Consider the following 20,909-nt stretch of genomic DNA (forward strand, 5'->3'; position numbering starts at 1 on the left):
ATCCCGGGGGCGACAGGTGTTAGCTGCACTGCAGCATTTTTCCTGGATTTTTAGTATGAAACTGCCCCCGCGCGACACTTATGAAGTCCTTTATCGCGATTTTCGCTGGGAGATTCCGGCGAAATTCAACATCGGACGCGCGGTCTGCGACGACTGGGCCGAGCGGGAGCCGGATAGGGTCTGCCTCGAACATTTCAGTCCGGACGGCAGCCATCTGGCGCTGACCTATGGTGCGCTGCGGGATCGGTCCGCCGCTTTTGCCAATGCGTTAACGGCGCTTGGGGTGCGACCGGGCGATCGGGTGGCGCTGCTTTTGCCGCAGAGTTTCGAGACCGTCATCGCGCATGTCGCTATCTACAAGATGGGAGCGATTGCCCTGCCGCTGGCGCTGCTATTCGGCGCTGAGGCATTGGAATACCGGCTGGCGATTTCGGGCACCTCGGCGATCGTTACCAATCAGTTCGGTCTTTCACGGCTGCGGCCGATCCGGGATCGCCTGCCGGATCTCGCGCATGTGATCAGCATCGATGGCGGCGAGGAGGGTGTCGCCGGTTTTGCCGAGCTGGTCGCCGCCCATCCGCCGCTTTTCGAAGTGGCCGATACCGGGCCGGACGATCCGGCGCTGATGATTTTCACCTCGGGTACCACCGGGCCGCCGAAGGGGGCGCTGCACGGCCATCGCGTTTTGCCGGGGCATATTCCCGGCATGCAGTTCGCCCATGAAGGTTTTCCACAGGCGGGCGACAAGCTCTGGACGCCGTCGGATTGGGCCTGGGCAGGCGGGCTGCTGAACGCGCTGCTGCCGAGCCTGATGCTCGGCGTGCCCGTCGTCTCCTCGCCAGCGCAGAAATTCGATACGCACACGGCTTTCCGTATCATGGCCGAGATGGGCGTGCGCAATGCCTTCATTCCGCCGACGGCACTGCGGCTGCTGAAATCGGTCAGCAATCCCCGGGCGCTTTATGATCTCAAGCTGCGCACCATCGGTTCGGCCGGCGAGGCGCTTGGGCGAGAGACCTATGAATGGGCGCGGTCCGCCCTCGGGGTCACCGTCAACGAATTCTTCGGCCAGACCGAGTGCAATTTCGTTTTGTCCTCCAGCGCTGCCTTTGGCGTCAGCCGGGGTGGATCGACCGGTAAGCCGGTGCCCGGCCATCGCGTAGCGATCGTAGATGCGGATGGCAGGGAGATGCCGGTCGGCGAGAGCGGGCAGATCGCCATTCAGCGGCCCGATCCGGTGATGTTCCTCGGCTATTGGCAGGACGAAAAGGCGACGGAGGCGAAATTCGCCGGCGACTGGCTGCTGACCGGCGATCTCGGCCGGCAGGATGCGGATGGCTATATTTCCTTTATCGGCCGCGACGACGATGTCATCACCTCGTCGGGCTATCGCATCGGCCCGAGCGAGATCGAGGACTGTCTCGGCGGTCATCCATCCGTGCAGCTCGCCGCCGCCGTCGGCAAGCCGGATGCGGTGCGCACGGAGATCGTCAAGGCCTATGTGGTTCTTGTGCCCGGCTTCGAGCCGAGCGAGGCGCTGGCGGCCGAAATCCGCGACTGGGTGAAAACGCGGCTCTCCATGCATGAATATCCACGCGAGATCGAGTTTGTCGACGCCCTGCCACTGACGACATCGGGCAAGGTCATCCGCAGATTGCTGCGCGACCGCGCGGTGGCCGAGACTCTGGACTCGAAAGAATAGAGCGCCGCGCTACGGAGACTATAAGGGCTCTAGCGCTTCGTCAGCGACAATATCTTCTCGCGCAGCAGTTTCGCCATGTTGCGGGTGCTGCGGTACATATGCAGTTGCGCTGCCACCTGCCGGACGTCGCGGTCGCCGTTCTGCGTCAGGCCGATGATCAGCGTGCCCATGTCTTCGCGCTCCTGCCAGAAGCGGCTCATGATCGGATGATCCGGCACGGCGCAGGAATCGGAACGGACAATATTGGCGTCGTCGAGATGCCATTCGGTCAGCTCGCCCATCAGCAATTTGCCAGGCGAATAGCGGGCGTAATCCTCGTTATAGGCGGTCTTCCAGGTATAGGCCTCGCCGCCCATCATCAGCACGATCATCGAGGCGATTGCCCGGCCGTTGAGGTCGATGGTGTGTATGCGCACGGCGTCAACGGCAGCGAGATTGGAGATGGCTTCGCGGGCGAAGGCAGCATGGTGACGGTCCGTGACCAAGGCGCTGCGCTTCTTGCCCTTCCAGCCGCTCGCCTCCAAGGCCAGAAATTCTTCCATGCGCACATGAATGTCGCGAGGCTGGCGGGCAACGCTATAGACGACATCGCCCTGATTTTCCAAAAGGCGCCATTGGCGGCGCATTTCGCGCAGATGCGAGTTCGAGATCGTTCGCTTCAGATAGGCGAGCGCATCCTCGCTGCTGTCAAGCATTGGCCGTTGATAGGGATTGGCGACAGTGAGGGGCAGGTTGCGGCCGATGGCGACTGCCTTTGCCATCTGGGCGAAACGGCCGTTCAATCGGATATCCGGCAGCACCAGCGTGGTCGGCAGGTGCAGTTCGCGCCGGGTCAGCGCCTCGAAGAGATTGTCGAGCGTCTCGCCGGCCTCTTCGGCGTCCACCAGCGGCGTGCCGAGCGGACCGAAGGAATTCGACCAGACGCGGATGATCGAAGGACCGATCGCAAAACCCGGTTTGTCGACGGTAAAGGGCATCAAGAGGCGCATGCGGCTACGGGAGCCGTTGTCGTCGCGCATCAGGGCGAGGCGGATCTGCCGGTCTTCCAGGCGCGGCATGGCAGGCGCCAGGAAGCGACCGGAGAAGAAGACATTCGGTTCCATGGCGCGATTGGAGAGAAAGTCCAGTTCGTCCTGCAGCTCGTAGCCGAGCTTGCCGGGATAGAGGGAGAGGTCGCGGCCAGGCCGGCCGACCTCGACGCGGGCCTCGGCCTTGGGTGGATCGAAATGCAGCGCTGCGAGCGTGTGCGTCAGAGCGTTCACTTGGCTGTCGGTGCTTTCGGTAAAAGGAGGGCGCGCCATGGTCAGAGTGCCCCCTTCGTTGCTGACGTCGTCGGTCGACGGACAAGGGCGAAAAGCACGATGCCGAACGCGCGGCGGACGGCGATATGCAGCAACGCGGCCTCGATCATCATGGCGCTTGCCGCAGCGATGGCCGCGCCTTCGATGCCGAAATGCGGAATGAGCGCCACGTTAAGGCCGATATTGGCGATCAGCGCAGCGGCATAGAGATAGACGCAGAGCATTTGCCGGTCCGCCATCAGCAGCAGCACCTCGGCCGGGCCGACGAGTGCCTTGGCGAGAACACCGGCAAGCAGGATAGCGATGACGACCTGGCCTTCGGTAAAGGACGCGCCAAAGAGCGAGAGCAAAAATTGCCCGGCCGCGAATACGCCAAGACCGACGGCAAGGGCCGGGAAGAAGGTCCAGCGCGCGGCCTCCGTGGCGAAGGCTGCGAGTTTTGCCGGGTCGTTTTCGGCAATGATGGCGGCAAAACGCGGGCCGATGGCGGCTTTGACGGCGAAATAGACGAAATGCACCAGCGCCATGATCTTGGCAGCGGCGAAATAGACGGCGACCTCGGCGGGGTCGAGGAAAATGCCGACTACGACGACATCGGAATTGGTCAGGAGATAGCCGACACCCTCAACCAGAAAGACCGGAAAAGCGACGGCAAGCCAGGTGTGGAATTCGACCTTTTTCGGACCGTCGGGATAGTGGCGGCGCAGCCGGATGGTGACGGCGAGATATTGGCAGGAGACGGTGACGAAAGCGGCGGCAAGGGCAGCCGCCATCGCCGTCACTGCGCTATGGGCTGCGCCGGAAAGGATGGCGGCCAACATGAACAGCAGGATCAGCGTCGGACGGATGAGGAAGGTTGGGCTCAGCGCCATGACCGGCCAGTGATTGGCGCGCGCCGTTCCGTCCAGCACGTCGCCAAGCGCGATCATCGGCACGGCGATCAGCCCGAGAAAGATCGGCATGATGTAATAGTTTTCAACCATGCCGCTGAAGGCATAGAGCGCGGCCATGCCGGTCAGCGCCAAGCCGCCCGCGACTGCCAGGACGAAACTGCGCGCCGTGGCGGTCACACCGCGAATGGCATCGTGATCGCCGCTCGCATCATATTGCGGCAGGAAGCGGATGATGGCGGTCGGGAAGCCGAGGCAGGCGAGATTGCCGAACAGGATCATCAGCACCCAGACGAAGACGAAGACGCCATATTCGAAGCGGCCCATCATCCGGGCCAGAGCAATCTGCGAGACGAAGGCAAGGCCGGCACCGGCAATGCGGATGGCGAAAGCGACCAGCGCCATCCGCTGCGAGACGGCCTTTTCGTCATTGCCGGTGAAGAGGGAGGCGAGTTTGCGCAGATATGGCGACAGCACGGTCCGCAGCCCGGACGGCAGCATTTTTTCTGCTGTTTGAAACACCGCCATGATCGATACGCAATACTTAAAACATCAACTAACCTAGCGATAGTTTTCGCAGAGGGGGGTTAAAAATCGGTTCCCCGCGTAAACGAAAAATGGCCAGTGGCAGGGACGGCGCATCAACAAAAATGCCGCCCGAAGGCGGCATCTTGTGGATCGATAGGAAGGAATGCGAAGCCTTGGAGCCGCGTCATCGTGCGACTGTCTGAGGCGCGCCCTTATCCGATACGAGTTGGCCGCCCTTGGCCCAGTGTTCGCGAGAAATCTCGCTGATCAACACGTCCACGCTATCCGTCGGGCAGGCAAGTGTCTCAGCGGTAACCTGAGTGACCTTGCGGGCGAAATCACGCTTTTGTTCGAGGGTTCGGCCTGGATGCATTTCGAGGTGAATTGTTGGCATTGGAAAGCTCCTGTTTCGCTGCCCTCTCGAATTGAGACGGCTGAGGCAAAGGAACTATGGCCGCTAGCTTCGCCCGGATAAACATGCTCTACGTTCATTCATTTAGAACCGACAGGTTTATAATATGGACAAATTATCCGCCATGACGATGTTTGTGCGGGTGGTCGAACACGGCAGCTTTAGCGCCGCCGCCGACGCTGCCGGAGTGACCCCCACCATGGCGGGCAAGCAGGTGCGGGCCATAGAGGAGCGCCTGGGAGCCCGCCTACTGCATCGAACCACCCGCCGCCAGCAGCTAACCGAAATCGGCCGTCTCTATTACGAACGCTGCAAGCAGGTGTTGGCCGATGTGCAACTGGCTGACGCAAGCGCGAGCGAGCTGCAGGCCGAGCCTCGTGGCCTCCTGCGCATCGTCTCTCCCGTCACATTCGGAAGTCATCGCCTGATGCCGGCACTTTCCGATTATCTCGCCATGTATCCGGCAGTGAGCGTGGACGTCGTGCTGGACAATGGGGTGCCGGACCTGTCGCGAGAAGGGTGCGAACTCGGAATTCGGATCGGCGAGGTCGCCGAGGCTGATCTGGTGGCGCGCCCTCTGCAGCCCTATCGAAGAATAATGGCTGCATCTGCCGCCTATCTGGAGCGGCGGGGGAGGCCGATGCACCCCAGGGATCTATCCTCGCATGACTGTCTCGGCCTCTCCTATTGGCGCCGGCGCGACCAATGGTATTTGTTCGGTCCGGATGGCGAATGGCGGCCGGATGTGAGAGGACGATTATCCGCCGACAATGGCGATGCGCTGCGAGTCGCGGCCTTGAATGGCGCGGGTATCGTCCTGCAGCCGGAAGTCATGCTCGCCGATGATCTTGCTAGAGGTCGCCTTGTGCAGGTTCTGCCCGAATGGACGCCCATCGCTTCGCCGATGTACATGCTCTATGCGCTGGACCGTCGGCCCACCGCGAAACTGCGCAGCATGATCGATTTCCTGCTGAAACGCTTTGGCGCATCTGCAAAATAGCGATCTCTGCGCATCCGGCAAAAATCGCGCATAAAAAATGCCGCCCGAAGGCGGCATTTTGATCATTGCCGAGAGATTGCGAAATCTCAAACCACTTCGCTGCTCTCGAACGCCCCGTGGCAATGCTTGTATTTCTTGCCGGAACCGCAGGGGCAGGTTTCGTTGCGGCCGACGCGGCCCCAGGTTGCCGGATTTTGCGGATCGCGGTTTTCCGGGGCGACGACGTTTTCGTTGACGAGGCTGAGCGGCGCGAATTCGTCTTCGCCGGTCGTGGCATCGATATGGCGCGCCTGCATAGGCAGCGTCTGCGGCTCGGCCGGCTGCTGCACCAGTTCGACGCGCGACAACTGACCGGTGACGGCCTGGCGCAGGTTGTTCAGAAGCGACTGGAAGAGTTCGAAGGCCTCGGCCTTGTATTCCTGCAGCGGATCGCGCTGGGCATAACCGCGGAAGCCAATGACGGAGCGCAGATGGTCGAGGTTGACGATGTGCTCGCGCCAGAGATTGTCCAGCGTCTGCAGCACGATGGAGCGCTCGACATAGGTCATGATTTCAGGACCGAAACGCTCGGCCTTTTCCGCAGCGGCCTTGTCGGCGGCTTCCGTCAGGCGGGCGCGGATATCGTCTTCGCCGATACCTTCTTCCTTGACCCATTCATGCACCGGCATGTCCATGTCGAAGAAGTTGGCGACGCCGGCCTTCAGGCCGTCGGCATCCCACTGCTCGGCATAGGCGCGCTCGGGGATGTGCTTGGAAACCAGATCTTCGATGACCTCGTGGCGCATATCGCCGACGGTTTCGGAAAGATCCGTTGCATCCATGAGCTCGACACGCTGTTCGAAGATGACCTTGCGCTGATCGTTCAGCACGTCGTCGTACTTCAGAACGTTCTTGCGGATATCGAAGTTGCGGGCTTCGACCTTCTTCTGGGCGCGTTCGAGGGCCTTGTTGATCCAGGGATGGACGATCGCTTCGCCTTCCTTGAGGCCGAGCTTCTGCAGCATGCCGTCCATGCGGTCGGAGCCGAAGATACGCATCAGGTCGTCCTGAAGCGACAGGTAGAATTTCGAACGGCCGGGGTCGCCCTGACGGCCGGAACGACCGCGCAACTGATTGTCGATGCGGCGGCTTTCATGGCGTTCGGTGGCGATGACGTAGAGACCGCCGGCGGTCAAAGCCTGCTGCTTGAGCTCCTTGATCTCTTCGGCGATCTTGGCGACAGCCGCATCGCGCTCCGGACCGGGCTCCATCTCGTCCAAATCGCGTTCGACGCGCATTTCGAGGTTGCCGCCGAGCTGAATGTCGGTACCGCGGCCGGCCATGTTGGTGGCGATCGTCACGGCGCCGGGAACGCCGGCCTGCGCAACGATATAGGCTTCCTGCTCATGGTAGCGAGCGTTCAGAACCTGGAAGTTGCTGAAGCCCTGCTTGCGCATGCGGTCGGCAAGAAGCTCGGATTTTTCGATCGAGGTGGTACCGACGAGCACCGGCTGGCCGCGCTTGTGGGCGTCCAAAATCTCGGTGATGATCGCCTTATACTTCTCGTCGTGTGTACGATAGACCTCGTCGTCCTCGTCGAGACGCTGGATCGGCAGGTTGGTCGGCACTTCGACTACGTCGAGGCCATAGATGTTGCCGAATTCTTCCGCTTCCGTCGATGCCGTGCCGGTCATGCCGGCGAGCTTGCCGTACATGCGGAAATAATTCTGGAAGGTGATCTGCGCCAAGGTCTGGTTTTCCGGCTGGATCTGTACCCGTTCCTTGGCTTCCAATGCCTGGTGCTGGCCGTCCGAATAGCGGCGGCCTGGCATCATGCGGCCGGTGAATTCGTCGATGATGACAACTTCGCCGTTGCGGACGATATAGTCCTTGTCGCGCTGGAAGAGCTTGTGGGCCTTGAGCGCGTTGTTGACGTGGTGGACGATCGCGACGTTTTCGACGTCGTAGAGCGATTCAGCCTTCAGCAAGCCGGCGTCACGCAGCATGTTTTCCAGCTTTTCGGTGCCGTCTTCGGAGAAGTTGGCCGAGCGCTGCTTTTCGTCGATCTCGTAATCGTCCTTCGACAGGCGCGGAATGAAGGCGTCGATCGTCGTATAGAGATCGGAGCGGTCGTCGAGCGGGCCGGAAATGATGAGCGGCGTGCGCGCCTCATCGACGAGGATCGAGTCCACTTCGTCGACGATCGCGAAATTATGACCGCGCTGCACCATCTGGCCACGATCGTATTTCATATTGTCGCGCAGATAGTCGAAGCCGAGTTCGTTGTTGGTGCCGTAGGTGATGTCGCAGGCATAAGCGTCACGGCGCTCTTCATCCGACAGGCCGTGAATGATGACGCCGGTGGTCAGGCCGAGAAAGCCATAGATGCGGCCCATATTGCCGCTGTCGCGCTGTGCCAGGTAGTCGTTGACGGTGACGACATGAACGCCCTTGCCGGCAAGCGCGTTCAAGTAGACAGGCAGGGTCGCGACCAGCGTCTTGCCTTCGCCCGTCTTCATCTCGGCGATCGCATTCGAATGCAGGATCATGCCGCCGATGAGCTGTACGTCAAAAGGTCGCATACCGAGAACGCGCCGCGAAGCCTCGCGCACGACGGCAAATGCGGGTACGAGAAGGTCGTCCAGCGTCTTGCCGTCGGCAAGCTGCTGGCGGAACTCTACCGTCTTGGCGGCCAAAGCTTCGTCAGACAAGGCGCGCATCTTTTCTTCGAGCGCGTTGATCGCAACGACATTCGGCTGGAATGACTTAACGCGGCGGTCGTTGGACGAGCCAAACAACTTGCGGGCAATTCCACCTATGCTGACCATATGACTGGTCCTTTCTGAGATTTCATCCTGTCGTTTTCTGCTTCATCCGTCCCTGAAAAAATCGGGAGTATAGCACAAAACGCCCGGAAACTGTTCTGGACGCGAGGTTGCGTGACAGATAAGAGGGGGGTCGATTGATGTCAACGGGAATTGGCCGATACAGAAAGGCCACATTCTCCTGCTGAAGGCTTTTCCTACCGGATTCATTACTGTGAGCCGGTCAAGACCACCGAAAGGTTATTTTATGCTGAGTTACAACAAACTTGCTGCGGTTGCCTTTGCAACAATCGTTACCTTCCAGGCGCCGGTCTTTGCGGCGGATGCCAAGGACCCAGTTGTCGCCAAGGTCGGCGATGTTGAAATCCATCAATCCGAGCTTGATCTGGCGATCGCCAATCTCGACCCGCAGCTCGGCCAGCTTCCCGACGAGCAGAAGAAGGTCGCGGCACTTTCGGCTTCGATCGATGTCAAGCTGCTCGCCAAGGACGCGGCTGCCGAAAAACTCGACCAGACGCCGGACTTCCAGTCGCACATGGCCTATCTGCGCGATCGCGAGCTGCACAACGCCTATTTTAAGGCCCATGTCGCCGACGCGATCAAGGACGATGAGGTCAAGGCTCGCTACGACAAGGAAGTCGCCGCCCTTCCGAAGCAGGAAGAGGTCCACGCACGCCACATCCTGGTGAAGACCGAGGATGAAGCCAAGGCAATCATCAAGGAACTCGACGCCGGCAAGGATTTTGCCGAACTTGCCAAGGAAAAGTCGACCGACCCGAACAAGGCCGACGGCGGCGATCTCGGCTATTTCGCCCGCGGCCGCATGGTCAAGGAATTCGAAGACGCAGCTTTCGCGCTGCCGGTCGGCACCTACACCAAGACCCCTGTGAAGTCCGATTTCGGCTGGCACGTCATCAAGGTCGAAGACAAGCGCGTCGCTCCGCCACCGCCGTTCGACCAGGTGAAGGATCAGGTTCGTCAGCTCGTCATGCGCGACAAGTATCTTGAGCTCCTGAACAAGGCCAAGCAGGAATCGAAGGTCGTCATCAATGACCCGGCGCTGAGCAAGGCCTATGATGATGCGCAGAAGCAGCAGGACCAGGCGCCGGCAGACGACGCAGTCGCCCCTGACGCTCAGCCGCAGCAGTAAGTCGCAGCAGTCAAATCATCAGGGCCCGGTTTTTCCGGGCCTTTCACTGGAGCCGGATGATTTTAGGTCGTATCGACCTAAAATCTGAATCCGCTCCAGAATCAAAGAAGCAGAGCATGATGTCATCCGAAAACCGCCTACTTTTCGGCATCATGTTCGTTCAGGTGGTCTCATGTCCGGTTCCGTCTCTCCGCTCGCTCCCAAATCCCTCGTGTCCATGCCGGCCTTGCGTGGCGTGCGCATGACCACGGCATCCGCCGGTATCAAATACAAGAACCGGACAGACGTCCTGCTCATGGTTTTCGATAAGCCGGCTGCCGTCGCGGGGGTCTTCACCCGCTCGAAGTGCCCTTCGGCCCCCGTCGATTTCTGCCGCTCGAACCTGCCGCACGGCAGCGCCCGCGCCGTCGTCGTCAATTCCGGCAATGCCAATGCTTTCACCGGCCTTAGGGGTCGTCAGGCGACCGAACTCACTGCAAAGTCAGCGGCTGCTGCCGTCGGTTGCGGCGAAAACGAAGTTTACCTTGCCTCGACGGGCGTGATCGGCGAGCCGTTGGACGCGACCAAATTTGCTGGCGTGCTCGACACCATGGCGAAGGATGCGACCAGCGATTTCTGGTTCGAGGCCGCGAAGGCGATCATGACGACGGATACCTATCCGAAGGTTGCCACCCGCAGCGCCGAAATCGGCGGCGTCAAGGTCAGCATCAACGGCATCGCCAAGGGTGCCGGCATGATCGCGCCCGATATGGCGACCATGCTCTCCTTCGTCGTCACCGACGCCGATATTTCCTCCGCCGCGCTGCAGACGCTGCTTTCCGAAGGTGTTGATCCGAGCTTCAATTCGATGACGGTGGACAGCGACACCTCGACATCGGACACGCTGATGCTGTTCGCCACCGGTGCCGCCGCCGCTGACGGCCAGGCACGGATCGAGCGCGCCGACGATCCCAAGCTTGCCGCTTTCCGCACGGCACTGAACGAGCTTTTGAAGGATCTCGCCATCCAGGTCGTTCGCGACGGTGAAGGCGCCACCAAGATGCTCGAGATCACCGTGACCGGCGCCGAGAATGACGCCGCCGCCAAGCGCATTGCGCTCTCGATTGCCAATTCGCCGCTGGTCAAGACCGCGGCTGCCGGCGAGGACGCCAATTGGGGCCGTGTCGTGATGGCCGTCGGCAAGGCCGGCGAATTGGCCGATCGTGACAAGCTCGCCATCTGGTTCGGCGATGTCCGTGTCGCCGTCAATGGCGAACGCGATGCCTCCTACTCCGAGGAAGCAGCCTCCAACGTGATGAAGCAGCAAGATATTCCTGTGAAAGTCGACCTTGGGCTTGGCAATGGCCGGGCGACGGTCTGGACCTGCGACCTCACCAAGGAATATGTTGCCATCAATGGCGACTACCGGAGCTGATACCGTTCCCATGCATGCGCAGTCCACCATGAACAAGCTGCCTTTGGTGCGCAGGCTCGAAGCTGTTGGCTTCCGGGCATGGCCTGCCTCGTCCGTGCAGTATGATGGCAGTTGGCAGGTACGGTTGACGGCGGGCCATCCGTCGAAGCGGCTGAACTGCGTCGTGCCGCTCGATCCCTCCGACTGCCGCGATCTGGACATCCGGCTGACGAAGGCGCAGCGCAAGTTCGAAGCCTATGGCCGGCCGATGGTGGTGCGCGAGACGCCGCTGGCCTCGCCGATGCTGATCGAGCTGTTGCAGCGCCAGGGCTGGACGCGGTTCGAAGAAACCATTGTCATGACCGCCGATCTGATCGATCTCGAACTGCCGGATACGCTGGATCATCTGCCCAGCCATGATGTCGGCCGCTATGTCGACGCGAGCCTTTTGGTGGATAAAGCCGATCTCGCTCTCAAGCCTGCCTTGGCCGAGGTGGTCAGCGGGATCAAGCCGCCGTCGGGCCTTTTCGTCATCGAGAATGACGAGGCCGGACCGGTGGCGACGACGCTTTGCGTGCAGGATAACGACCTCGCCGGCATCATGTCGGTGTCGGTGGCGGCCGAGCACCGGCGCAAGGGATTGGCGATCGAGATCCTGACATCGGCGCTGCGTTGGGCGCGCATGCGCAGCGCCCGGACTGCCTGGCTTCAGGTTGGCGCCTCCAACGAACCGGCGCTGGCGCTCTATGCCCGATTTGGTTTCCGCGAGGCCTATCGCTACTGCTACTGGCGCTCTCCGGGGGAAGCATGAGCGAGGCGGGCCGCAAGATCATCCTCGTCGCTGCTTGCGCGCTGATCGACACCGACGGCCGCATTCTTCTGGCGCAGCGGCCGGAGGGAAAATCGCTTGCAGGCCTCTGGGAGTTCCCCGGCGGCAAGGTCGAGGCAGGCGAGACGCCCGAAGAGACGCTCGTGCGTGAACTCGAGGAAGAGCTTGGCATCCAGACGAAGATCGCCTGCCTGGCGCCGCTGACCTTTGCCAGCCATACCTACGAAACCTTCCACCTGCTGATGCCTCTTTATATTTGCCGGCGCTATGAGGGCATTGCGCATGGCCGCGAAGGCCAAGCGATCAAATGGGTGCGGCCACAGGCGCTGCGCGACTATCCGATGCCGCCGGCCGACGAGCCATTGATCCCGTTCCTGCAGGATCTTCTCTAAAGCCTTCCTGAGCGATGGCTCGCTCTGGTGCCTTTGCCTGTAAACCTGTCTCAGTGTGTTCCGGCGACGGCAAATCGCGTGTGAAGAGCTTTGTGAGTTAGGGTAGCGAAAGCCCTCGCATGGGCACGCCAAAGGCGGGTATGGGGGAAGCCGTGGCGGATCTCATCCCATAACGGGATCGTTACCGCAGTTGTTGTTTGCGAAATCACAACCAGCTAAACGTGGTTAATTGAAATAAATATTTTGATATCAATCTGTTAGCTATAGTCAAGCTTTATCCCGCGACTCAATGCATATCTAATTTACATGTGGATATTAAGGGATCGTTTATGACCTTCTGGCATTGAATGATCTCAATCAAGCGGTTGGTGTGTGCGTTAAAGAAGGCTTGACATTATGGACGACGATTTCTGGAAAGCTGTTCAGGAAAAAGAACAGTCCTATTCCTCGTCGCGCAAGACGGGCGCGTTGAATATCGCCTTGCTGTTCGGAACGGCGGCGGTCGCGCTTTCGCTTATCCTGACGCCGATGCTTTCCGACAAATCCAAGTCTAGCGTGCTCGCCAGTGCGCCCGATTTCGACAATATTACTACCGGCTCCATCCCGCAGACGGAAAATGGCAAGCGTTACACGATCCGTCGCAGCGTGCTGCAGCAGGAGCCCGGTTCAGTCTGCATCGTTCAAGGCTATGGCGCCGACAGCGGTTGCTGACATTATACTGGTAAAGCCTATTGGGTGCATGAAGGCGCCGGATACGCTCGTTTTCAGATGTTGGGAGTTTGAAGCGTATGCGTTCCGTACGGCGTTTTTTTCGTGACAAGACCGGTGCCACGGTCATCGAATATGGCCTGATCGTCGCGCTGATGTCGGTGGCGATCATCAGCGGCGTCGGCGCTTTCGGCGGCAGCCTGTCGACGATGTTCAATTACATCTCCAACACGGTCACTAATTCGCCGGCTAATTGACGGGGTCGCCTGGGTAAGCGAACCGGCTCTCATCCGATCACTGTTTCAGTTTGTGCTCCTCGACCCTTAGCGCGTCGGCAAGCCGTGCCTTGGCTGAGCCGGGCTGCAGCGGTTTCTGCTGGCTTTCATGCGGCGTCCAGCCGGATGCGTAGATGATCGAGAAGGTCGCCCGTATTCTCCCGTCGGGATCGGAATAGCGTTCGGCATAAAGTTCGGCGGCGCGCAGGAAGAAGGCGCGCGTCAGCGGCTTGCGGCTGCGGTCGGCCAGCGGATTGGTCATGCCCATCGCGCGAAGGTCGCGCATCAGCGCAAAGAGATTGTCGTAGCGCACCGTATAGGTTTCGGCGTCGATCACAGGCAGGGTAAACCCTGCGCGCTGCAGCAGCCCACCGACATCGCGAACCTCGGCAAAGGGAATGACGCGTGGGCTGGCGCCGCCGGTCAGCTCGATCTCGGTCGCGAGCAGCACGTCGCGCAGTTCCCGCAATGTGCCGAAGCCTGGGATCGCGGCCAGAAACAGGCCGTCGGCCTTCAGCGCGCGGCGGATTTGGATGAAGACGCCCGGCGTATCGTTGGTGATATGCAGGCTGAGCGGCGATAGCACGAGGTTTACCGAGTCCGCCTCCAGCGGCACTTCCTCCAATGGTGCTTGGATCAGCTCTTCGCCATGGGCAGCAAAGCCCGTCTCGCTTTCGATGCGCCTGATATGGCCGATCTTGCCGGTCGCCAAGGCTTCACGCGCGGCAATCCCGGTTGCGCCGTGCAGTTCGACCGCCTCGTTGAAATGCCGTTCGATGACGGCAAGCCGTTCCGCCAGTTCGCGGGCGGCGATCTCCAGCAGGAAAGCCGCCTTCTGGTCCCCCTGGGCAAGCGCGCGACGCCTGCGGGCGGCGAGCAACGATTGGTCGAACACGATTTCCATGGCGATTTCCTGCGATCACTATTTCATTTGATGGAGCCTGGCGGCCACGCGTGTTTTCCTTCGCAAAGGCGTCAGGAAAAAGCTAGTGTCAACCATATGGGGATGATGGGACGCGAAATCACGGTATCGATGTTGCGGGCCGGCTTGATGAAGCCGTGGTCGGCGCTGGCCGATCTCGTCTATCCGCCGGCTTGCGCCGGCTGTGGCGTTTCGACGAGCGCACATCGTAGCCTTTGCCCCGCCTGCTGGTCCGGCATCCGCTTCATCGAGCGGCCCTATTGCGAAGTGCTGGGCAGTCCGTTTTCCCATGATCTCGGTACGGGAATCCTGAGCGCCGAGGCGATCGCAGATCCGCCGGTGTTCGATCGGTTGCGCTCGGCCGCCATTCACGACGGGGTGGTTCGCGATCTTGTGCTCGGATTGAAATATCGCGACCGCACCGATCTGGCGCCGATGATGGCCGGTTGGATGCTGCGCGCCAGCGACGGCACGGTCGCCGCCTGTGATGCCATCATTGCGGTGCCGCTGCATCGGGCACGGCTATTTTCGCGCAAATATAATCAGGCGGCGGAACTTGCCCGCCACTTGGCGCGGCTTTCGGGCAAACCGCTCCTTGCCGCGACACTGTTGCGCGTCAAGCGGACGACCCAGCAGGTCGGTCTCGGGGCGAGGGCACGCCAGGACAATGTGCGTGGCGCTTTCGCCATCCCCGAAGGCCGTGCCGGCGATGTCTTCGGTCGTCGCATCGTGCTGATCGATGACGTCTATACGACCGGCGCAACGGTTGCGGCGGCGACGAAAGTGCTGAAAAAAGCCAGTGCGGCTGACGTGACGGTTTTGACCTTTGCAAGGGCTGTCGGTGATCTTATATGACAGTAACCCTGTCTTTTTTCTGGAGTGAAGCATGGCATCCGTTGTCATCTATACGCGTGAATTCTGCGGCTATTGCGCCCGGGCAAAATCGCTGCTCGACTCCAAGGGCGTCGATTATGTCGAGCACAATGCCACCTATTCGCCCGAGCTGCGCCAGGAGATGATTTCGAAGGCCAAGGGTCGGTCGACCTTTCCGCAGATCTTCATCAATGGCGAGCATGTCGGCGGATGCGACGATATTCATGCGCTCGACCGGGCCGGCAAGCTCGATCCGCTGCTCGCTGCCTGAACCAAGTCAAACGGGAGAAAATGATGACCTTCAAAGCCGCCGCCATTCAGATGTGCTCCGGTGTCGATCCGGTGAGGAACGCCGCCGACATGGCGCGGCTGGTCCGCGAGGCAGCGGCAAAAGGCGCCGTCTATGTGCAGACGCCGGAAATGACCGGGGCGGTGCAGAAGGATCGGCCGGGCCTGCGGGCGGTGCTGCGTGACGAAGCCAATGATATTATCGTCAAGACGGCCGCGGAGCTGGCCCAGGAGCTTGGCATCTACGTGCATGTCGGCTCGACCGCGATCGCGCTCGATGATGGCAAGATCGCCAATCGCGGCTTTCTCTTCGGCCCCGATGGCAAGCTGCTCAGCCGTTACGACAAGATCCACATGTTCGACGTCGATCTCGACAATGGCGAGAGCTGGCGCGAAAGCGCAGTCTATCGTCCCGGCTCCGAGGCGCGCATCGTGTCGCTGCCCTTTGCCGAGCTCGGTTTCTCCATCTGCTACGACGTGCGCTTCCCGCAGCTCTTCCGCGCCCAGGCCGTTGCAGGCGCCGAAGTGATGACGGTGCCGGCCGCCTTCACCAGACAGACAGGCGAGGCGCATTGGGAAATCCTGCTTAGGGCGCGCGCTATCGAAAACGGCATGTTCGTCATTGCCGCCGCCCAGGCGGGATTGCATGAGGATGGCCGCGAGACCTTTGGTCACTCGATGATCATCGACCCCTGGGGCAAGATACTGGCATCGGCTGGAGGCACGGGCGAGGCAGTTGTCATCGCCGAGATCGACGTCGCCGCTGTCAAATCCGCCCACGACAAAATCCCCAATCTTAAGAATGCGCGCGAATTCTCGCTGGAGAAGATCGCGACGCCGGCGGCTGGAGGCGTCGCTGCTTGATCCGTTATTCGCTGAGATGTGACAGTGCCCATGAGTTCGAGGGCTGGTTTTCGGAAAGCGCCGACTTCGACCGTCAGGTCGCAAGCGGTTTCCTGACCTGCCCCGTCTGCAATTCGGGTGCGATCTCCAAACTTCTGATGGCGCCGTCGGTTTCCACCGCGCGCAAGAAGGAGGAGCTGCAGACGCTTGCCATGGACACTGCGCGCAAGGAAGCCTTGAACAAACTCAAGGAGGCCGTCGACGCCATCAAGGCGAATGCCGAGGACGTCGGCACGAAATTCCCGGAAGAGGCCCGCAAGATCCACTACGGCGAGGCGGATGCGAGGGGCATCATCGGCAAGGCGACGCCGGACGAGGCGCAGTCGCTGGTCGAAGAGGGCATCGAGATCGCCGCTATCCCGGTATTGCCGGACGATATCAACTGATGCCGCAGCACGGCAAACATCTCGCAATGTATAATTTCGGGCTGCATGTCGCGCCCTATAACAGCCCCGCGGTCGAGGGATTTCGCCTGCGGGAAGCGGCAAATTTCGAGGCCGCCGCGCGCGCCCATGGTTTCATCGGCCGCTCCGGTTACGATGGCGACCCGGGACCGGCATGCTGGGGCAGGCAGGTTTTCCCACGCTTCATCGAAGGCAGTGGCTTTGCGACAGCCCCGTCTTCCCTGTCTCTTTGGACCGATATCGAATCCCTGATGGCTTTCAGCTATAACGGCGTCCACGCCGATGCGCTGAAGCATGCGCGGCACTGGAACGTGAAACAAGATTGGCCGCCGCTGGTTCTATGGTGGGTGGATGCCGACGTCGTTCCGGAATGGAAGGATGGAGTCGAGCGGCTGGAGCGGCTTCACGACGAAGGGCCGAGTGCGGCCGCCTTTTCGTTCAAGCAGCCCTACCTTGCCGATGGTCACACGGCGACGATCGATCGCGGCAGAGTGAAGGAGATCGCGGCGAAAAATGCTGAGCGCCAGAGTGATTTGCTGGCGCATGTCCTGGCGCTGAAAGCCTAACGCAAAACTCCCAGCTTCCGGCGAGAAGACGATTTCACCCCGCCCGCTTCGCCAGCAGCATGTAGTTCACATCCATGTCCTTCGACAGGTTCCATCGGTCCTGCAGCGGCGAATAGAAGACGCCGGTGCGGGCGATGATGTCGAGTCCGTTTGCGGCGAGCGGTTTTTCGATCTCTTCCGGGCGGACAAGCTTCTCATATTGATGCGTGCCGCGCGGCAGCCAGCGCAGGACGTTTTCGGCAGCGAAGATGGCGAGCGCCGCCGCCTTCATGGTTCGGTTGATGGTGGCAACGAACATCAGGCCGCCGGGGCGCACCATCTTGGCGCAGGTCGAGAGAAAAAATTCGACATCGGCAACATGCTCGACCACTTCCATGTTCAGCACGATATCGAAGGTCTCGTCGGCTTCGGCCAGTTGTTCGGCGGTGACGGCGCGATAGTCGACGGGAACGCCGGAGGCTTTCGCATGTGTTGAGGCGATGCCGATGTTCTTTTCGGAAGGGTCGGCGCCGACGACCGAGGCGCCCATGCGTGCCACGGGCTCCGAGAGCAATCCGCCGCCGCAGCCGATATCGAGCACGCGCAGGCCCTCCAGCGGCCGAGCGCTCTTCGGGTCGCGGCCGAAATTCTCGCAGGCATGGTCGCGGATATAGGCGAGCCGCACCGGATTGAACTTGTGCAGCGGCTTGAACTTGCCGGTCGGGCTCCACCATTCCGCCGCCATTGCGGAAAAGCGATCCACTTCGCTCTGGTCGATCGTGCTTTTCGCCGCTTCGGTCATGGTCTCGCTCCTTGGTCTACGCTGCGTCACCTGCCTGCACAATTATGCAGGTGACACCCTGGTAGATGTGAAGTCGGACGATCGGAAGCCGATGTCAAGGGTCGGACTGTCTCAGCGGCTATGGGCCGCTATCGTCAGCGCGCTGGAACGAGCATGCGGCGCAGCGTTCCATCTTTCAGCAGAAACTGATGGTAGAGGGCGCCGGCGGCATGCAGGCCGATGAGGATGATGAATGCGGGCTTGCCCAGGCCATGAATATCGCCAAAGGGATCGGAGAAATAATAGGCGAGCAGGCCTGTCAGAGGAACGAGCAGCAGAAGCGCGTAGAATAGCCAATGCGCCGCAGCAGCAAGCTTTACCAACAGCGCGGAGGCGCCGGCAGGCTTGGGCGTTCCGAACACGACGCGCAAGACAAGGCGCAGAAGAACGAGCAATAGAACTGTGATTCCCACCCAATAATGCGCCGTACCCATCGACACGTCCGCCGACGAAACTTTGGCACCCGTTGCCTGCGCATCGACTACCGTGGTCATGCTCTCTCCAAACAGGAGCTGAAACAGAACCAATGCGGCAATGATCCAATGCAATGAGATTTGAATGGTGGAATAGCCAAGGGCACGATTTGAAGTCATGAAAGTTGCTCTCTGAAGTTAACGTGCGCGGACTATCCTTTTCCTGTCTGACATGGGCCTGAAGCAGGCATTGCCAGGTTCAATTTTTCATTGTGCCCGGTTTTTGCGACGTTTCACGCCGTTCAAGACGTCAGCCAGCAAAGCAAGGACGAGTGCTACCGCACCGCAAAGGAAGATGATGCTGTAATCTTCGCCGGTATGGATGAAGAGATAGGAATAGCCATAGCCGCCGAGCGCCTGGCAAAGAGCGAAAGCCGTCGTTGCCCGGCTCCAGGCTGCGCGTTGGGCGACATGGCTGTGCGGCAGGATTTCGTGGATGCGGCCGAGCACCAAGGGTACGATGCCTGGCGTAAAGACGCCGAGCAGCACCGTGGCAAAGCCGACCAGCCAGGGATTGCCGGATGCCGCCAGAATGGCATCGCCGACCGCCTGAAGCAGGAGAGCGCCGCGATAGGCGGAGGCGAAGCCGATGCGGTCGGCCGCATAGCCGGTCAGGACCGGACCGGTGATGGCGGCAACGCCATAGAGCACCCAGCAGGCCGCGCCGATATCGGCACCGCGGCCGAGACCGCGAGCGATATAGTCGACCAGCAGAACCATGACGGGCACGAGGCCGAGGGCATTGGCGGCATATTGGCCATAGAGGATGCGCAGCGACCATTCAGTCTTTGCGGCGGGATGATGGTGGGTCGCAGCATGTGAAGCCGGCAGCGGCGGATTGGTCGCAGGCCAACCGAACCAACTGACGGCGGTCAGGATGAGCGAAAGGACGCCCAGGCCGATCCAGGTTTCGCGAAGACCGAGACGCAGCAATGCGGGCACCAGGGTACCCGAGGCGGCGATGCCGAGACCGAGGCCGAGGAAAATCATGCCGCTGACAAAGCCGCGGCGGGCGACCGGAATGTGCGGCAGGATGCTGGTCGCGACGAGCACCATGATGGCGCCGCCGGCAAGACCGGAGAGGAAACGCCAGGCAAAGAACCAGGTGACGGAAACTGGGAAGGCACAGGCGAAAAAGGCGGCCGTCGCGGCGACCATCAGTAGCCGTAGCGCCAGACGATTACCAAGGCCGGCAGCTAATGGCCGCCCGAGCAACGCACCGGCGAGGTATCCGGCAAAATTGGCAGCGCCGAGCGTCACCGTATCGCCAGCCGAAAACCAGTGCGCGCTAATGAGCGGCGGGATGAGCGGCGTATAGGCGAAGCGGGCGAGACCGATGGCGACGAGGCTGCCGCAGAGGCCGGCGATGGTGGCATACCAGGCGCCTGCGGTAAGGGACGCTGGCTCGGTAGTGGAAAGAGACTGGCTCGAATGACGTAAGGGGGCGGACATGGCGCAAAAGCTTCCCTGTTCGGAGCGGGCTTTGCCGCCTCCGGTTTCGATGTTTCCTAAAGAGGGGGGGTATGGAGGAGGCTTATCCATCCGGATTGCTTCCAGGCAGCGGCCAGGGCAAGGTCAGCATGGCCATTGCCGGCCGCAGGATGCCGTCCAGCAATTCGCGCTCGGGACGGACGCGGACAAGGGCGCGCAAACCGAACTGTACGGAGAGCAGCAGTTTGGCGACGTCCTCCGGCGGCAGGTTTGCGGGAATTTCACCGTTTTTCTGGGCGGCGATGATTGAACGAAGAAAAAAGGCTTCGATCTCGGCCGTCTCGTCGGCAACGACACGCCGCATTTCCGGATCGTCGGAACGCGCCTCCAGGGTCGTGTTGACCAGCATGCAGCCGCGATGTTCGGTATCGGCAAGGGAACGCTCGACGACTTCCTGGAAGTAGCCGACAATGCTAAAGCCCGGCGAATAGGCTGCCTCCATCCGTGCGATGCGGGCATGCAGGTTCCGGTCGAGATAGTGCTTCAGTGCCCTCAGATAGAGGCCGCGCTTGTCACCAAAAGCATTGTAGAGGCTCGCATGCGTCAACCCCATGCGGTCGGTCAGATCGCGAGTCGAGGTTGCCTCGTAACCCTTCGACCAGAATACCTCGCCGGCCGCTTCCAGAACGTTATCCTCATCGAATTGCCGGGGTCTCGCCATCGGAGTTCTCGCAATCTGCTCGCGGTCGAATAATTCTGGAGCGCTTGCTCCAGAACGGGATATAGAGCATACGCTCTAAAATGACAAGTGGATCAGTCATCCTGCATTACCGAGGAGGGTGAGC

22 protein-coding genes are annotated in these 20,909 nt (G+C 60.8%); 13 read left to right on the top strand and 9 right to left on the bottom strand.

What is annotated here, in order from left to right:
- Nucleotides 1-55 precede the first annotated feature (55 nt).
- Nucleotides 56-1,702, top strand: coding sequence for an AMP-binding protein (locus ACXHXG_RS30635; protein WP_457901729.1), 1,647 nt, complete (start codon nucleotides 56-58; stop codon nucleotides 1,700-1,702).
- Between the two features lie 29 nt (nucleotides 1,703-1,731).
- Here ACXHXG_RS30635 and ACXHXG_RS30640 read toward each other — a convergent pair whose 3' ends face one another.
- The 3 genes from ACXHXG_RS30640 to ACXHXG_RS30650 all read right to left on the bottom strand — a co-directional run bounded on the left by ACXHXG_RS30640 (nucleotide 1,732) and on the right by ACXHXG_RS30650 (nucleotide 4,815).
- Nucleotides 1,732-3,003 (bottom strand): GNAT family N-acetyltransferase, encoded by a 1,272-nt coding sequence (locus ACXHXG_RS30640; RefSeq protein WP_457901730.1) that lies wholly within the window; start codon nucleotides 3,001-3,003, stop codon nucleotides 1,732-1,734.
- A 2-nt stretch (nucleotides 3,004-3,005) separates the two neighbouring features.
- The gene (locus ACXHXG_RS30645; RefSeq protein WP_457901731.1) at nucleotides 3,006-4,421 is read right to left on the bottom strand and encodes a lipopolysaccharide biosynthesis protein; all 1,416 of its coding nucleotides are present in this window, start codon (nucleotides 4,419-4,421) and stop codon (nucleotides 3,006-3,008) included.
- Between the two features lie 184 nt (nucleotides 4,422-4,605).
- A complete protein-coding gene (locus ACXHXG_RS30650) occupies nucleotides 4,606-4,815 on the bottom strand; it encodes a 4-oxalocrotonate tautomerase (protein WP_457901732.1) in 210 nt (69 codons plus the stop codon).
- A gap of 124 nt (nucleotides 4,816-4,939) precedes the next feature.
- On the opposite strand from ACXHXG_RS30650, the gene ACXHXG_RS30655 reads away from it, so the two are divergent.
- Nucleotides 4,940-5,833 (top strand): LysR family transcriptional regulator, encoded by an 894-nt coding sequence (locus ACXHXG_RS30655; protein ID WP_104824493.1) that lies wholly within the window; start codon nucleotides 4,940-4,942, stop codon nucleotides 5,831-5,833.
- 86 nt (nucleotides 5,834-5,919) lie between these two features.
- On the opposite strand, the gene secA is transcribed toward ACXHXG_RS30655, so the two are convergent.
- Nucleotides 5,920-8,640, bottom strand: coding sequence for a preprotein translocase subunit SecA (gene secA, locus ACXHXG_RS30660; protein WP_457901733.1), 2,721 nt, complete (start codon nucleotides 8,638-8,640; stop codon nucleotides 5,920-5,922).
- A gap of 244 nt (nucleotides 8,641-8,884) precedes the next feature.
- Between secA and ACXHXG_RS30665 the strand changes: the two genes are divergently transcribed.
- The 6 genes from ACXHXG_RS30665 to ACXHXG_RS30690 all read left to right on the top strand — a co-directional run bounded on the left by ACXHXG_RS30665 (nucleotide 8,885) and on the right by ACXHXG_RS30690 (nucleotide 13,366).
- On the top strand, nucleotides 8,885-9,787 hold the full coding sequence (locus tag ACXHXG_RS30665; protein WP_104824491.1) for a peptidylprolyl isomerase: 903 nt from the start codon (nucleotides 8,885-8,887) through the stop codon (nucleotides 9,785-9,787).
- A 172-nt stretch (nucleotides 9,788-9,959) separates the two neighbouring features.
- Entirely contained in the window at nucleotides 9,960-11,201 is a 1,242-nt protein-coding gene (argJ, locus tag ACXHXG_RS30670; protein WP_457901734.1) for a bifunctional glutamate N-acetyltransferase/amino-acid acetyltransferase ArgJ, read from the top strand.
- Nucleotides 11,182-11,991: a GNAT family N-acetyltransferase gene (locus ACXHXG_RS30675; RefSeq protein ID WP_283047642.1), complete on the top strand. Its 810-nt coding sequence runs from the start codon at nucleotides 11,182-11,184 to the stop codon at nucleotides 11,989-11,991. The genes argJ and ACXHXG_RS30675 overlap by 20 nt, the downstream gene beginning before the upstream one ends.
- Nucleotides 11,988-12,401: an 8-oxo-dGTP diphosphatase MutT gene (mutT, locus tag ACXHXG_RS30680; protein ID WP_104824488.1), complete on the top strand. Its 414-nt coding sequence runs from the start codon at nucleotides 11,988-11,990 to the stop codon at nucleotides 12,399-12,401. Before ACXHXG_RS30675 ends, mutT begins: the two co-directional genes overlap by 4 nt.
- Nucleotides 12,402-12,797: 396 nt before the next feature.
- Nucleotides 12,798-13,112, top strand: coding sequence for a hypothetical protein (locus ACXHXG_RS30685; protein WP_028754944.1), 315 nt, complete (start codon nucleotides 12,798-12,800; stop codon nucleotides 13,110-13,112).
- 77 nt (nucleotides 13,113-13,189) lie between these two features.
- Nucleotides 13,190-13,366 (top strand): Flp family type IVb pilin, encoded by a 177-nt coding sequence (locus tag ACXHXG_RS30690; RefSeq protein ID WP_104824487.1) that lies wholly within the window; start codon nucleotides 13,190-13,192, stop codon nucleotides 13,364-13,366.
- A 37-nt stretch (nucleotides 13,367-13,403) separates the two neighbouring features.
- Here ACXHXG_RS30690 and ACXHXG_RS30695 read toward each other — a convergent pair whose 3' ends face one another.
- Nucleotides 13,404-14,288 carry a class I SAM-dependent methyltransferase gene (locus tag ACXHXG_RS30695; protein ID WP_104824486.1) on the bottom strand — a complete coding sequence of 295 codons (885 nt, stop codon included), beginning with the start codon at nucleotides 14,286-14,288 and terminating at the stop codon, nucleotides 13,404-13,406.
- Between the two features lie 96 nt (nucleotides 14,289-14,384).
- Here ACXHXG_RS30695 and ACXHXG_RS30700 point away from each other — a divergent pair, with 96 nt between their 5' ends.
- From ACXHXG_RS30700 to ACXHXG_RS30720, 5 genes are read left to right on the top strand one after another with little or no spacing between them, the layout of a single operon-like run.
- Nucleotides 14,385-15,161 carry a ComF family protein gene (locus tag ACXHXG_RS30700; protein ID WP_457901735.1) on the top strand — a complete coding sequence of 259 codons (777 nt, stop codon included), beginning with the start codon at nucleotides 14,385-14,387 and terminating at the stop codon, nucleotides 15,159-15,161.
- Nucleotides 15,162-15,192: 31 nt separating this feature from the next.
- Nucleotides 15,193-15,450 (top strand): glutaredoxin 3, encoded by a 258-nt coding sequence (gene grxC, locus ACXHXG_RS30705; RefSeq protein WP_104824484.1) that lies wholly within the window; start codon nucleotides 15,193-15,195, stop codon nucleotides 15,448-15,450.
- Between the two features lie 23 nt (nucleotides 15,451-15,473).
- Entirely contained in the window at nucleotides 15,474-16,331 is an 858-nt protein-coding gene (locus ACXHXG_RS30710) for a carbon-nitrogen hydrolase family protein (protein WP_104824483.1), read from the top strand.
- Complete coding sequence (locus ACXHXG_RS30715; RefSeq protein WP_104824482.1) at nucleotides 16,328-16,756, top strand: DUF1178 family protein; 429 nt, start codon at nucleotides 16,328-16,330, stop codon at nucleotides 16,754-16,756. Before ACXHXG_RS30710 ends, ACXHXG_RS30715 begins: the two co-directional genes overlap by 4 nt.
- Nucleotides 16,756-17,340: a DUF3291 domain-containing protein gene (locus ACXHXG_RS30720; protein WP_457901736.1), complete on the top strand. Its 585-nt coding sequence runs from the start codon at nucleotides 16,756-16,758 to the stop codon at nucleotides 17,338-17,340. Before ACXHXG_RS30715 ends, ACXHXG_RS30720 begins: the two co-directional genes overlap by 1 nt.
- A 34-nt stretch (nucleotides 17,341-17,374) precedes the next feature.
- Here the strand turns inward: ACXHXG_RS30720 and ubiG are convergent, their stop codons facing one another.
- From ubiG to ACXHXG_RS30740, 4 genes are all read right to left on the bottom strand, one after another.
- Complete coding sequence (gene ubiG, locus ACXHXG_RS30725) at nucleotides 17,375-18,121, bottom strand: bifunctional 2-polyprenyl-6-hydroxyphenol methylase/3-demethylubiquinol 3-O-methyltransferase UbiG (protein ID WP_283047632.1); 747 nt, start codon at nucleotides 18,119-18,121, stop codon at nucleotides 17,375-17,377.
- Between the two features lie 134 nt (nucleotides 18,122-18,255).
- On the bottom strand, nucleotides 18,256-18,753 hold the full coding sequence (locus ACXHXG_RS30730; protein WP_283047629.1) for a cytochrome b: 498 nt from the start codon (nucleotides 18,751-18,753) through the stop codon (nucleotides 18,256-18,258).
- An 87-nt stretch (nucleotides 18,754-18,840) separates the two neighbouring features.
- Entirely contained in the window at nucleotides 18,841-20,085 is a 1,245-nt protein-coding gene (locus ACXHXG_RS30735) for a YbfB/YjiJ family MFS transporter (RefSeq protein WP_283047627.1), read from the bottom strand.
- An 82-nt stretch (nucleotides 20,086-20,167) separates the two neighbouring features.
- Nucleotides 20,168-20,785 carry a TetR/AcrR family transcriptional regulator gene (locus ACXHXG_RS30740; RefSeq protein ID WP_283047624.1) on the bottom strand — a complete coding sequence of 206 codons (618 nt, stop codon included), beginning with the start codon at nucleotides 20,783-20,785 and terminating at the stop codon, nucleotides 20,168-20,170.
- Nucleotides 20,786-20,909: the final 124 nt, after the last annotated feature.

The organism is Rhizobium sp. LEGMi-198b (assembly GCF_054114205.1).